14 protein-coding genes are annotated in these 13,841 nt (G+C 44.2%); 9 read left to right on the plus strand and 5 right to left on the minus strand.

The genetic code is table 11. From position 1 onward, the window contains the following. Positions 1 to 121: 121 nt before the first annotated feature. The 7 genes from A9957_RS08680 to A9957_RS08710 all read left to right on the plus strand — a co-directional run bounded on the left by A9957_RS08680 (position 122) and on the right by A9957_RS08710 (position 8,025). Positions 122 to 1,018 carry a protein translocase subunit SecF gene (locus tag A9957_RS08680; protein WP_096712339.1) on the plus strand — a complete coding sequence of 299 codons (897 nt, stop codon included), beginning with the start codon at positions 122 to 124 and terminating at the stop codon, positions 1,016 to 1,018. Continuing rightward, positions 1,015 to 2,706 (plus strand): preprotein translocase subunit SecD, encoded by a 1,692-nt coding sequence (locus A9957_RS08685; protein ID WP_292343917.1) that lies wholly within the window; start codon positions 1,015 to 1,017, stop codon positions 2,704 to 2,706. Before A9957_RS08680 ends, A9957_RS08685 begins: the two co-directional genes overlap by 4 nt. Then, a complete protein-coding gene (locus A9957_RS08690) occupies positions 2,703 to 3,734 on the plus strand; it encodes an AAA family ATPase (RefSeq protein ID WP_292343919.1) in 1,032 nt (343 codons plus the stop codon). The genes A9957_RS08685 and A9957_RS08690 overlap by 4 nt, the downstream gene beginning before the upstream one ends. Beyond that, positions 3,727 to 5,358, plus strand: a complete 1,632-nt coding sequence (locus A9957_RS08695) for a tRNA uridine(34) 5-carboxymethylaminomethyl modification radical SAM/GNAT enzyme Elp3 (protein WP_292343921.1) — start codon at positions 3,727 to 3,729, stop codon at positions 5,356 to 5,358. Before A9957_RS08690 ends, A9957_RS08695 begins: the two co-directional genes overlap by 8 nt. A 108-nt stretch (positions 5,359 to 5,466) precedes the next feature. Continuing rightward, entirely contained in the window at positions 5,467 to 5,802 is a 336-nt protein-coding gene (locus A9957_RS08700; RefSeq protein WP_096712335.1) for a transcriptional regulator, read from the plus strand. A 212-nt stretch (positions 5,803 to 6,014) separates the two neighbouring features. Continuing rightward, on the plus strand, positions 6,015 to 6,758 hold the full coding sequence (locus tag A9957_RS08705; protein ID WP_292343923.1) for a ParA family protein: 744 nt from the start codon (positions 6,015 to 6,017) through the stop codon (positions 6,756 to 6,758). Positions 6,759 to 6,873: 115 nt separating this feature from the next. Beyond that, on the plus strand, positions 6,874 to 8,025 hold the full coding sequence (locus A9957_RS08710) for a transposase (RefSeq protein WP_292343925.1): 1,152 nt from the start codon (positions 6,874 to 6,876) through the stop codon (positions 8,023 to 8,025). Here A9957_RS08710 and A9957_RS08715 read toward each other — a convergent pair. Beyond that, complete coding sequence (locus A9957_RS08715) at positions 8,022 to 8,573, minus strand: hypothetical protein (RefSeq protein ID WP_292343927.1); 552 nt, start codon at positions 8,571 to 8,573, stop codon at positions 8,022 to 8,024. The two genes, A9957_RS08710 and A9957_RS08715, sit on opposite strands and share 4 nt — an antisense overlap. Positions 8,574 to 8,803: 230 nt before the next feature. Here A9957_RS08715 and A9957_RS08720 point away from each other — a divergent pair, with 230 nt between their 5' ends. Together A9957_RS08720 and tpiA are read left to right on the plus strand one after the other, a co-directional pair. Beyond that, positions 8,804 to 9,982 carry a bifunctional 5,6,7,8-tetrahydromethanopterin hydro-lyase/3-hexulose-6-phosphate synthase gene (locus tag A9957_RS08720; RefSeq protein ID WP_128754463.1) on the plus strand — a complete coding sequence of 393 codons (1,179 nt, stop codon included), beginning with the start codon at positions 8,804 to 8,806 and terminating at the stop codon, positions 9,980 to 9,982. A 10-nt stretch (positions 9,983 to 9,992) separates the two neighbouring features. Next, entirely contained in the window at positions 9,993 to 10,661 is a 669-nt protein-coding gene (tpiA, locus tag A9957_RS08725) for a triose-phosphate isomerase (RefSeq protein WP_292343929.1), read from the plus strand. Here tpiA and A9957_RS08730 read toward each other — a convergent pair. Genes A9957_RS08730 through aroD form a run of 4 tightly spaced genes read right to left on the minus strand, consistent with a single transcriptional unit; the run spans position 10,658 to position 13,841 of the window. Next, a complete protein-coding gene (locus A9957_RS08730) occupies positions 10,658 to 10,981 on the minus strand; it encodes a hypothetical protein (protein ID WP_292343931.1) in 324 nt (107 codons plus the stop codon). The two genes, tpiA and A9957_RS08730, sit on opposite strands and share 4 nt — an antisense overlap. Positions 10,982 to 11,038: 57 nt before the next feature. Next, positions 11,039 to 12,346, minus strand: coding sequence for a prephenate dehydrogenase (locus tag A9957_RS08735; protein ID WP_128754464.1), 1,308 nt, complete (start codon positions 12,344 to 12,346; stop codon positions 11,039 to 11,041). After that, entirely contained in the window at positions 12,343 to 13,149 is an 807-nt protein-coding gene (locus A9957_RS08740) for a shikimate dehydrogenase (RefSeq protein ID WP_292343932.1), read from the minus strand. The genes A9957_RS08735 and A9957_RS08740 overlap by 4 nt, the downstream gene beginning before the upstream one ends. After that, positions 13,146 to 13,841: a type I 3-dehydroquinate dehydratase gene (gene aroD, locus A9957_RS08745; protein WP_292343934.1), complete on the minus strand. Its 696-nt coding sequence runs from the start codon at positions 13,839 to 13,841 to the stop codon at positions 13,146 to 13,148. Before aroD ends, A9957_RS08740 begins: the two co-directional genes overlap by 4 nt.

Here is a 13,841-nt window from a genome sequence, read left to right on the forward strand (position 1 = left end):
ATTAGCCATTTCCAGGCGACTTCACCAAAAAGCAATAACACAAGAAAATAGTATATATTACTTCATAGTATGGAAAAGTGTAATTTGACTTCTGAGTCTATGTTATCGGAGCATACAATTTATGGCGCTGTTTATTGATAAACTTGAAAACTTCATTAAGAACCATAATGAGAGGCAACTTGTAACTATACCTCTTGCGGTGTTTGCAATAGCCTTACTGATTATGGTATTTGTGTATTCCACATCCGGGTCCCCTGTGAACCTGGGTATGGAATTTAAGGGCGGAACAATGATTTCCTTCCAGACAGACGACCCGATAGAAAAACTGGAGGTCGATTATTCAGGATATTCTCTGGCCGATGTACGTAAAACCGGACAAAGGGCAGTACTCCAGTTTGGGCCTATGGACAATGACGAACAGCTGGAACTTGAAAAGAAAATAACATCTGCGTATTCATCCGTAGAGATCCGGCAGGTAGGAGCTGTCTACGGCAAGGATTTGCAGGTACAGGCTCTCCAGGCTGTAGTTCTGTCCTTTATAGGCATGGCAATAGTAGTTTTCCTTATCTTCCGCAGCACCATACCCTCCGTAGCAGTGGTCCTTTCTGCACTTTCCGATATCAGCATAGCCGCTGCATTCATGAATATCACAGGAATTGAACTATCCCTTGGTACAGTTGCAGCTTTATTGATGCTTATTGGTTACTCTGTTGACAGTGATATCTTACTCACAACCCGTGTACTCAAACGGCGCGGATCTGCAAATGAAAAAATATCCCTAGCAATGCATACAGGTATTACGATGACCACCACGACCCTTGCAGCGCTAGTGGTTATGTATATTGTTTCCACATATTCTTATGTCCTGACTTCAACTGTCTCACAGATAAACCTCTTATCTGACATTTCCATTGTACTGATATTCGGTCTACTTGCTGACCTGATGAATACCTGGCTGTTGAATACGGGCATCCTCAGGTGGTATGTGAATAAGAATCCCAAGGGGGTGAAGACATGAGCGAAGAAAAACCAAAGGGGCTGTTGAGTGACTGGCGTGTACGTATATTCATAATAGCCATTCTGCTTTCTCTTGTTGCAATCCAGCCCTGGTATTCGGCAGATGAAGGTTTTGATACCAACCTCGATTATGGACTTGATCTTGAAGGGGGTTCCTGGTTACAGGTAAGCCTGCAGGGTGCTGTAATACAGGCCAATGTAGACTCTGGAATGACTGCAAGTGCTCTTGTCGAAAATATTGTTGGCTCTCCGGTTGAAGTCGTGAATGTCATACCACCCTCTGAAGGGCAATCCACAATCACCATCTCCCTAAAAACACAAGCTTCAGTGACCCAATCCCAGCTAAATCAACTGGGTCTGAGTGATTCTTCAGTAAGTAGAGAAGGCAATCTTTCAGAGATCACTCTTTACACAACAGAACAACAACTGATAGCCACATATCTCTCCGAGGAACTCAATGCCGAGGTAATTCCCTATGCAGTTCCCGGCGGTGTGGAATATGAAATCAGGACCAAAGCAGAACAGGAAACTGTTGAAAATTTATTGGCTGATGTTGGCGGTTCTCTGCTGACCGATGAAAACGGTGACAAACTCTATCGGAAGGGTGTGCGCACAGAGACACGGGACCTTACTAAAGAGATCCTCAGTGAAAAACTCAATGCCCTTGGTCTGAAGGATATACCGGTACGTACGGTGGGTGATGAATACATACTGATGGACTTTGCAGGTATCGATCTTACAACTGCCAAGGAGATTGCCCAAAAACCTGGTAAATTTGAAATACGGATACAAACCGAAGGCAACAATACCAAACATGTGCTCTACGGTGACGATATTTCCAGTGTCGGTGTCCCCTCACGTCATGATGGACAGTGGTACACTCCATTTAAGCTGACCCTTGATGGGGCAAACGCTCTCCAAGAAGCTGCAATAGAGACAGGTGCAGTAAACGATCCCAATTCTCACTGGCTTTACATGTATCTTGATGATAAGGAAGTATATGGTGCTCCGCTAAGCCCTTCAGCTGCATCCCGTATAAGGACGAACCCAATTTATTCCTGGGAAGCTTCCACAGGTGCAGATAATGAAAGTAAGGCACAGGCCGAGCAACTCCAGATACACCTGCGTGCAGGAGCCCTGCCGGTCAATGTGGAGCTCGTAGGTTCCGGACAGGTCGATGCTTCACTGGGAGACCAGTTCAAGAAACAGGCAGTGCTTGCAGGATTGCTTTCAATGCTTGCAGTTGCCGGTGTGGTCTACAGACGTTATGGTAAAAAACAGATTCTTGTGCCGATGGTGGCAACTTCTGTTAGTGAAGTACTCATGATCCTCGGGTTTGCTGCAGCTGTAGGGTGGCAACTTGACCTTCCAAGCATTGCCGGTATAATAGCAGTGATAGGTACGGGTATCGATCACCTTGTGATAATTACCGACGAGGTGCTCTATGAGGGTAAATTACCACCAACCAAAGTTTATCTTTCGAGGATTACCCGGGCTTTCAGTATAATCTTTGCAGCAGCTGCAACCACGATTATTGCAATGTCGCCCCTGGTTGTCATGGGCTTTGGGGCCCTGAAAGGTTTCGCCATAACTACCATTGTCGGTGTATTGATCGGTGTACTTATTGCCCGTCCGGTATACGGTAAGGTGATAAAGGAAGTGCTTCAGGAAAAAGGAGAGGGGCAATGAAAGATCTCTGGACATTGAAATACAGGCCACAGGACCTGGGTGATTTTGTAGGCAATGAAAAGGCAATATCAATAATGCAACATCTGGTATCTGCCGGGAAATTGCCACACCTTGTAGTCCACGGTCCTGCAGGAAGTGGAAAAGCATCTGCTGTATTTGCCCTTGCAAGAGGCATTTATGGTGATAACTTTGAGCACAACTTCACCTATTTCAATGCTTCAGATTTTTTCGATCAGGGGAAACGTTATCTTGTAAGGGACAAACGTTTTGTGCGTATTCTGGGTACGGATGATCCCAAAAAGATAAGGTCAAGTGTAATTTCGATATTTAAGGACCTGGTAAATGAATATGCAAGTATGGGCTCAATTGATGCAGATTATAAGATAATCTTTGTCGATAGTGCGGAATCCCTCAATGAAAGCGCCCAGCATGCTTTGCGCCGGATTATGGAACGCTACAGTCGCACCTGCAGGTTCATCTTTTCCACAACCCAACCCTCAAGACTGATCTCCCCTCTGCGCTCCCGTGGTCTGCAATTATTTTTCACCTACGTGTCGGATGAAGAACTTGTAGGTTTCCTTGGTGATGTTGCTGATAGGGAGGGTCTTGCTTATGAGCCAGAAGTTCTCGTAAGTCTTGCGCGTCATTGTAAGGGCAACGTGGACTGTGCTCTGCGGCTTCTCCAGTCTGCAGCTCTTCAACATGCCGGCGAAAAACTATCTGCAGACATAATCTTTGAGGTAGTAATGGAAGATGTACCTGCGGGTGTTTCTTCCCTTCAGGAAGCCATCTCAGCTGCGGATTTTCCCCTGGCACGTAAAGCGATTGATAAAATGCTTATTGAAGACGGTATGTCAGGGGTGGAAATTGTCAGGCATTTATATCGGATTGTGAATGATACCGGTGAATCTCCCGCAATCCTTGCCCGGATCCTGTTGAAGATTGCCGATGCTGACCTGAATGTCAGGAGTGCCGCTAACGACAGGATACATCTTGAACGACTGGTCACGGAGATGGCCAATGTCTGATGAGAGTGATTTTGCTAAAGCCTGCAGGAAACTTGTTGAGCTGGTTCTTGAAGATTTAACATTGGATAAAGTGCAGTTCAACAGGGAAAAACTGAACATAAGCAGGCAATATGGGCTGTCAACGCTTCCTCGTAATTCCGATGTCATAGCCGCTGCTTCTGATAGTGAAAAAGAATATGTGCGCAGCCGGCTGCGGCGTAAACCTGTAAGGACAATATCCGGTGTGGCGGTTATTGCGGTTATGACATCTCCTGCACCCTGTCCTCACGGTGTATGTGTGCCCTGCCCCGGCGGGCCTGCATCTGCTTTTGAGTCTCCTCAGAGTTATATGGGAAGGGAGCCCGCCGCCATGCGGGGTATACAGTATGAGTATGACCCCTACAGGATAGTGCACGCACGCCTGAAACAGTTGCAGGAAATCGGGCACGAAGTCGATAAGGCAGAACTTATAGTCATGGGAGGTACATTTACATCCCGTAATATGGATTACCAGGAATGGTTCACCAAACGTTGTCTTGAGGCGATGAATGATTTTAAGGGGCATCAATGGCGGGATAGTGTCCATAATGTTTACGGCTATATTCCTATCGAAGATGTACAGGAGACCAATGAAAGTTCTGCGGTTCGCAACATAGGTATAACCTATGAGACACGTCCCGACTGGACATCTCCTGTGGAGGTAGACCGGCTTCTGGATTTTGGTGCTACAAAAGTAGAAATCGGGGTGCAAAGTGTATACGATTTTGTACTTTCAAGGATGCGTCGGGGCCATACAGTTGCCGACACCGCTGAGGCAAATCGCGTATTACGCGATAGTGGCCTGAAAGTAGGTTTCCATATAATGCCCCATCTTCCGGGTTCGGATAATGAGCGGGACCTGCGGGGATTTAAAAAACTGTTCAGTGATTCACGTTTCATGCCGGATTTCCTGAAGATCTATCCCACTCTTGTAACCGAAGGTACAGAGCTTGAAAAAATGTGGAGGGCAGGCAAGTACGATCCCCTCTATGATGAAGAAGCTGTGGAACTGCTTGCTGACATAAAAGCAATGCTCCCCAGGTGGGTGCGGCTGCAACGTATCCAGCGGGATATTCCTGCACAGCAGATATTGGCCGGTGTGAAAAAGAGTAATATTCGCCAGCTTGCAGGCCAGCGACTTCTGCAAAAAGGTGGCAAATGCAGTTGTATACGTTGCAGGGAAGTTGGTCATAATATCCTGAAAGAAAGGCCACCTTCAATAGAAGATATTGAATTTATGGTGCAATCCTACTCTTCCTGTGGTGGGGAGGAACATTTCCTATCGTTCGAGGATGTCAGTCAGGACATCTTGATTGGATTTTTGAGGTTGAGGTTTCCGAACAATCCACATCGGCCTGAACTTGATAATTCGGCTCTTGTGCGGGAATTACATGTTTATGGTTCAATGGTTGTCGTGGGTGGATCTGCAAAGGATCACGACTGGCAACACAGGGGTTATGGTCTCAGGTTGATTTCTGAGGCTGAGAAAATGGCAAAAGATGCCGGTTTTGAAAAACTCAGTATTATCAGCGGTATTGGTGTACGTGAATATTACCGGAAACTGGGTTATGTTCTGGAAGGCCCTTATATGGTAAAATATCTTTAAGCGTAAGCGTGGAGTAGTTCAATTCTTTTCTGTGTATACTGTACTTTTTTATAGTTTTATTGGAATACAGTATTACTGTAATACCAGGATACAAATTATGGTGGTCACATGGTTTCAGAAGTTGAAATGAACAATATTCTTGTAGCTTTGAATGAAATCAATGATAAGCTCGACAGGCTGTTATTCCAGCAGGATTCTTCGTCTCATGTTTCACAGGAAGATGGTTTAAATGAGCTCGATGTAATGACCCTTCTTTCCCTGCCGGATCATTTGCGCACGACAGCGACCGTCTTATTTGAAATGGGAACTGCAACCGCTGCACAGATTTCGGAAAAAACATCTAAGGAAAGAGCAGTTGAAAGCAATTATCTCAATCAGCTTGTACGTATGGGTCATGTACACAAGTACAGAAATGGCAGAAAAGTCTTTTTTACAGTTCAATAAAGATAACATATTTCTGAGTGAAGAAAAATTAATATTAATCACTGTGATTAATCTTCAGCAGAATAATTAATGTATAATACATCTTCATTCTGAAGAATGGGTCTCTATATTTAAAAACAAAAGATATTTCCATCAAGAATTGGTGTCATTGTTACGAATTTATTATTGATGGTGGTTTATTTAATTAAGCAATTAATCTGTGGGCAAATCAAATGAAAGATACGTTTACAATTGCAGTCCACTCTCCACGTGGGGGTACGGGAAAAACAAGTGTTGCCATCAATCTTGCATGTGCTTATGCAAAAGAAGGTAAGGATGTATGTTTGCTTGACATGGACCTGAAATCTCCCAGCACATTTAATGGCATGTTCCCTCCCTCGAGTGAGTGGATAAATGATATTTTTGATTACAAAAAAAACATACGTCAAGTAATAGTGGATGGTTCAAAAAGCATTGCTTCAGAGGCTCGTTTCTATGTAGGTTACTCAAATCCCGAAATTTCCGCAATCAGGGAATTTTCTTCAAAGGACAGGAAATGGCAATCAAATGCACTCAAAGCATTGATTCAATCCAAAAAAGATCTTCATAAGGAAGGTTTTGACGTTGTAATTATGGATACAAGTCCCGGGGTGGATTTCACATCGGTCAATGTTGTGGCAAGCAGTGATTACGTCCTGATGGTAGTAAAACCCAATGAATACTGTCTCACAAATATAAAGCAGGCAATTGATGGAATATACACCCCCCTGGGCAAAAAATGTGGGATTGTGGAAAACATGTGTCTTGATGAACAATCATTGCAAATGGGTGAAAAATATGGAGTGCCTGTACTTACTTCGATTCCATGCATGTGTGAGGTGTCCGCGCATGGCCTATCCAAAATATTTACTGTCGAAAAATCTTCCCATCCCTTTTCCAGTGCTATGGATAGGTTGAAGAATAGTATCGATTATTAATTCATTTTTCTTTTTCAACTTACCGAGCAGGAGTCCCCTTCCGTAAGGTAGGGGAGGAATGCGTCTATTGATTCACAGTAAAGTATTTATAATTTACGTGTGAATATAGTAGTATATGTTTCTCACTAAAACAGTTATCCTGAAAATAGCAAATCCTGATAATGATTTGGTGGAAACTATGCAGAAATATTCAGATGGAATGAACTATGCTTCTGAAGTTCTTTTTGATAAAGGTAAACCAATTCCAGCAATGAAGTTACAGCAGGAAGTTTACTCCTATCTTCGTGAAACATTAAAATTGAAATCTCAGATGAGTTGTAACATTCCAAGACAGGTTGCTGGATGTTACAAAACATTGAAGAAACAGAAAAAGGCAAAATGGCAAAAGGTAGAGTTTTCGCCATCCTCAATGACTTTTTCATACAAAAGGGATTTTGTAATTGATGAAGATACGGTCAAAATAACTACTATCAACGGAAGAAAAGCATATTCCATTTTGAATTATGAACATGCGAAACAGTATTTTGATGGCTCATGGAAATATCAGGCATCCAAAGTTGTAAAACATAAAGATGGAGATTATTATTTCCATTTATCTATTGAAAAAGAAGTTCCTGATAAAGAAATAACAGACGCTTCTACATTCATGGGTATAGATGTAGGTATGAACTATCTTGCTGTTGCTTCTACCACTGACAAGAAATGTAGTTTTTTTGCTGGTGGTGAAATTAAGAATCTTCGCAACCAATACAAGTCAATGCGAAAGCGTTTACAATCGAAGGGAACTTTATCTGCAAAACGTATGTTGAAACATATTGCAGGTAAAGAGAAACGTCTTATGCGAGATGTAAACCACACAATCTCAAAGAAAATTGTGAAGTTCGCAACTGAAAAAGGTGTATCTGTAATAGGTCTGGAAGATTTATCAGGAATACGTGATTCCACTCTTTATAAAACTCCCAAAAAGAGAAGACATAACCACAGTAGTTGGGCTTTCCGCCAATTACAAACATTCATTGAATACAAAGCAAGAGAAGCAGGTATAATTACACATTATGTTGACCCCTCTTATACCTCTCAAACATGTATTCGATGCAATCATATCTCAAAAAACAATCGTAACAGGTTGTCTTTTAGATGTGAAAAATGTGGTTATGAAAACAATGCCGACCTAATCGGTGCAATGAACATTGAACACAAAACACGGGATTACAGGTATATCCTGGAATCTCAGGGGTGCTTGTCAGCCACCCGGACGAATGCTTAATTGACATTCAAGCCCCTTCCGTCAGGGAGGGGTAGTTGACGTGGGTATACAAATATTACCTCTTTATACATACTGCTTCCAAGGTCGAAAATAAAGAGTGCTGACAGGCTTCCTGCAAGATGGTCTGTGGAGACGGCAAGTAGTGAACATGCAAAAAGGTATAGATATCCTTTGTTTTTGGAAAAAAAGGATATTTTGTTTTCTATTCTGGTAAAAGTAAGGAAAAATACAATAGATAATACATGTAACCAGGGATAATAAAAAACCTCTCTTCCCACTCCTGTTGCGAACCAGATGGCGATTAATAGGCATGGGAGAATGATTGCTCTCTTTTTCTTCCCTGTTATTACCAATCCAGCTACAAGGGAGGCACTTGCAATAAATAGCGGGCTTATGAGATAGAATGGGTTATTGAGCAACATATCAACATGCACTATACGGTGGACTGAAATAGCTGCAAGGGATACAATGGCTCCATATACCGGGCCAAGAAGCAGTCCGTTCAGTGTGCCGAAAATCAGTGTGGAACTAATTTTCACATTCTCCATTCCTAAAACTCCCTGTATGTCAGGAAACCAGATGGCAAAATATGTTGCAACAAAAGCGACTAACAGATGCAATTTTCTTATTTTTTTGTCTCCCGATATCATGGAATAGGTTTTCCGCAGCACATATCACTATCAGTTGCACAAAAAATAAATAATTATGTATATACGGTTCGAGTTCATTTCATCAGAAATCATATATACGTTCATTCCAATCTAGCAGCTGATCGAGCATGATGTTAATTGGAGAAGCACTTATTGGCGAGGAACCCGAACTCGCACATATTGATCTTATGATCGGTGATAAGGAAGGACCTGTTGGGCAGGCCTTTGCTACCGGTATGACTCAGTTATCCGCAGGACATACTCCCCTGCTTTCTGTGATCAGGCCGAACCTACCCACAAAACCTTCGACCCTCATCGTTCCCAAGGTAACGGTAAAGAATATGGACCAGGCATCCCAGATATTTGGTCCTGCACAGGCAGCTGTTTCAAAAGCGGTTGCAGATGCCGTGGAAGAAGGAATTGTACCCAAAGAAAAAGCTGACGATCTTGTGATCGTGGCCAGCGTATTCATACACCCTCAGGCTCTGGATTACAACCGCATCTACAGGTATAATTACGGTGCGACCAAACTTGCACTGAAAAGAGCAATGGAGAATTTCCCTGCCATAGACACTGTACTGGATGAAAAAGACAAAGGTTCCCATGCAGTTATGGGATTCAAAGTTTCCAGACTATGGGACCCTCCATACCTGCAGGTAGCACTGGATAATCCAAACCTGGAAGCAGTGCTCAATGTTGTAAGACAGCTGCCCAAGAGTGACCACCTCATCCTTGAAGCAGGCACTCCTCTGATAAAACGTTACGGTGTGGATGTAATCACCAAACTGCGTGAAGTCAAACCTGATGCTTTCATCGTGGCTGACCTGAAAACACTGGATACCGGTAACCTTGAGGCACGTATGGTGGCAGATGCCACAGCTGATGCAATTGTGGTTTCCGCCCTTGCACCGGTGCCAACTCTTGAAAAGGCAATCTCAGAGGCCCACAAGACAGGTATTTATGCTGTAATGGACACACTCAATCATCCTGATCCTATGGATGTACTGGAAAAACTCGATGAGCTTCCTGATGTTGTGGAACTTCACCGCGCCATAGATGTAGAGGATACCGCTTATGCCTGGGGTAGTATTGAGGCTATCAAGGAACTGTCCCCGAAGATCCTTGTGGCAGTTGCCGGTGGTGTACGTGTGCATACGATACCTGATGCTCTCAAGGCAGGAGCCGATATCCTTGTTGTCGGACGTGCAATTACAAATTCCAGGGAAATTCGCCAGTCTGCAGAACAGTTCGTCGAAGGCCTGAACAAACCCGAGATAGACCAGTTCAGAGTAATGACTGATTTCTGAGGAGATTCCCATGGACTCGCCCCTTATAGTTGTGAACTTCAAAACCTATTCACAGAGTACAGGTGAGGCAGCAGTAAAAATTGCTGCTGCCTGCAGGGATGTAGCCGCAGATGCGGGAGTGACCATTGGGGTTGCTCCCCAGCTTTGTGACATCTACAGGGTTTCTTCTCAGGTGGATGTACCTGTCTATGCCCAGCATGTGGATGGTGTTTCCCCGGGTAGCAATACCGGCCATGTAATGGCCTCCTGTGTACAACAGGCAGGGGCGGTGGGATCTCTTATCAACCATTCCGAACGCAGGCTCAAACTGGCGGATATTGAAGCATCGGTGCGTGCAGCCCGGGCAGAAGGCATTACCACGATTGTGTGCACCAATAACATTCCCACAACAGCAGCAGCTGCAGCTTTGAATCCGGAGTATGTTGCAGTGGAACCTCCCGAGCTCATTGGCACGGGTGTACCGGTCTCCCAGGCTGATCCGGAGGTAGTGAGGGGGTCGGTTGAAGCTGTAAAAAGAATAAATCCTGATGTTCAGGTTTTGTGTGGGGCGGGTATTTCCCGGGGAGAAGACCTCTCCGCCGCAATGGATCTTGGTTCTGTAGGCGTTTTGCTTGCATCAGGTATAGTAAAGGCAGAAGATCCCAGGTCAGCCCTGGAAGATCTTGTCAGCCAGATTTAAAAACCCAGTTGCCACCATGCAATAAACATAAGCAAGGTGGCTATTCCTAATTTTAATCCCATTGAAAGTTCTATGTTGAAATGCCTCATAATCATATTTGATATCCCGATAGGTGGCGGGGATATGAGCAGGGCTGCAATAAAGAGGGCAATGCCTGGAATATAGTTATTATCAACAATTATCAGGTATAATCCCAGGAGTCCCAGATATATGCCAAGTCCTGATATCAGGATCAGTCCCATTTTGTAAAACCTGAGATATTCGGTAATATCTTTGCCGAAAGCAGCTTTCACTCCGCTTTTTTGTGTTTGTTTTTTCAACCTATCACCCTGCTATATCTTCGATTGGATATGTGGCTGCTGGCATAAATAATTGCTTTAATTGCGCAGGCTACATCCCATACCTTCCAATAATTCTTCCATATCCCTTTGTATTTCGCAGGCATCCAGATCGCCGCGTATGTTCAAACGGAAGGTTGCACTAGGACCCATTTTGTGGAGATACGTATCGATTGTTTCGACTTTTACCCCATCTATGTGACAATCCAGGATTTGTTGTATCGTAAAAGGTCTGGCAGAACGGGGAATGAAAACAGAGATGTCGCGCAGAGTTGGTTTGAGTTTATTCTCTTTCCAGTGATTCAATTCATCTGCTGACAGGGTCCTTATGTTACCTATTTTGAGTTGCAGTTCCCTTTTCCCTTCTTTAAGGGTTACATTATGTGAAGTAACCTTTTTGATAATTCCAACATGTATATTTCTGGAATATATGTGCAAAAGTCCCCTCTCTTGACCTGTGGAGTGTACGAGTTCCTCGAATTCGGCTACCTTACTGTTTATGAGTTTGTCCGAGCGACGTAAAGCAGAGGCCGTGTCGCCAAAATGTAGGGCTGCGGCTTTCATTTCTTCACAGAATTGTCCTGTGTCATGGGAACGTACCATTGAAGAAAAATGTCTGCATTGATCTATAAACACGTCATGTACGTGGATAACTTCAGGATTCTCCATCTGGATGAGGGCATAAAGTTCGGGGTTTTGCCCCAGAATACGTCCCACAAAATCCAGCATTATATCATATACCGGACTCATAAAACGCCGGGAACCTTTCACATCAAAATCCAGCGTCTGCATGGTTGCGCCAATGGTAATATAGGCAAAATGGGTGAGTCCCTGCACAATGGATACAAAATGGTCATGTTCATCGGGAGTTATGATTTCTATATTCGCCTCTTCTTCACTTAAGAGGTTGAATATATGGTCAAACCATTGATCACACCTGCCTTCTACGGGGGTGAGTATAAAGGTCTGGCCCTGCAGGGAGGGAATAGAAGGACCAAACATTGGATGGGTCCCCAGAAATTCTACATTTTCAGGAACATATTTTTTCATGGCCTCAACAGGTTTTTTCTTCAATGATGTCAGGTCCATGAGCAAACTCCCCTTTTTCATTTTAGGGGCCGTCTGTGCTATAATGGTAGGTGTTATGTTGATTGGTACTGAAATTATCACAATGTCACATATCGGGATCACAATCTCAGGCTCAGCTGTAAAATGCACACCCAGTCTTTCGGCAACTTCCACTTTTCCACTGCGGCCACTTATCCATACTTCATAACCACGTTTTTTGAAAAAGGTTGCAAACCACTGACCCATTTCCCCCGTACCACCGATAATGAGTATTTTCAATCCAGGCCCTCCAGTACGGCCTTGCGCATGACTTCCACCGGTGGTTTTTGGCCGGTCCATATCCTAAAAGCTTCGGCACCCTGGTGGACAAGCATTGCAACCCCGTTGATAGGTTTGGCGCCTGCAAGTTCTGCTTGATGCAGCAGTTTTGTTTGCAGGGGATTATAAACTATGTCAAAAACAGCCAGATCCGGATGCAGGATATCCCGATTGGCAATGGTTGCATCAATATGTGGATGCATTCCCACGGACGTGGCATTGATCAGTATGTCACTGTCTTGCAACAGTCCTTTTAGATCCTCCAGTCCTGCATGACTACAACCGACATCCTCTGCAAGAGCTTCTGCCTTTTCAGGGGTACGGTTTGCAATTGTTACACAAGCTCCCTTTTCTGCGAAATGAAAGGCAATTGCACGGGCGGCACCCCCGGCACCGACAAGAACGACGTTAGAGGATTTTATTCCCACTCCTGCTTCCCGCAGAGCCAATTCAGCTCCCAGCCCATCTGTGTTGTGGCCACGTATCCCATCATTGAAGGATACAGTATTGACAGCCCCTATCCTGCGGGCCAGTGTATCAGGGTTTGTAAATTCTAATGCTTTTTCTTTATGGGGCACAGTGATATTGAGGCCGCCAAAACCCATTGCCTGTGCTCCCTGAATGGCGTCTTTGAGATTTTTTTTCATTACCCTGAATGCATGGTATTCACAATCCATTTTCAGTTTCCTGAACGCTGCATTGTGCATTGCCGGGGAGAGGGAATGTTCGATAGGGTCTCCCAGTACACCGAATACCTTTTTCATACAATAGTCTCCAGGGCCTTTTTAAGCTGGTCTATTCTGATCTGTCCCGGAGCGACCGGTTTTTCCACGCAGCCGTAGGTCAGTAATGAACCGTATCTGCAGGCAATAACCCTGCTGTGACGTCCCAAATCCCCCATAGCAATAACACAAACTTCTCCCCTTGCCTGCAATGCAGCATGGAAAAGTTCCAGTATATCTTCGGGTTTTTGAGGCATGACGGCGAGTTTGGCTATATCGGCTCCCTTATCCGTGCATTCGTTGAGAATAGCAACCATCTCTTTTAGAGGAGGTGTGGTCTCAAAGAAATGGGAGGACATAATTACCTTTGTTCCCTGTGATTTTGCCTCCTCTACCAAACGGTTTCGAAGGCAATCGGTACTTTTGCGCTCGATATCGATCATATCCACATAAGGAATCAAATCTTCCAGCAGGGTCATTCTTTGCTCTTCTGGTCCCTGCCAGTTGCCGCCTTCGGAATGTGCACGATTGGTTGCAATACGAGGTAATTCACCCTGTGAATCCAGCAAGTCGAACAATTTCTTTGCCTGCACAGCCTCTTTTTGTTCAAGCAAATCCAGCCTGATTTCCAGAATATCCGCACCAAGCACTTTGGCGATGCGTGCCTGTAAAAGAGGGTCGCTGTCAATGGATGCGACAATTTTTACATCTTTGTCGGGGACAAAATCTGTCAT

The sequence above is a fragment of the Methanohalophilus sp. DAL1 genome (genome assembly GCF_001683555.1).
Lineage (GTDB): Archaea > Halobacteriota > Methanosarcinia > Methanosarcinales > Methanosarcinaceae > Methanohalophilus > Methanohalophilus euhalobius.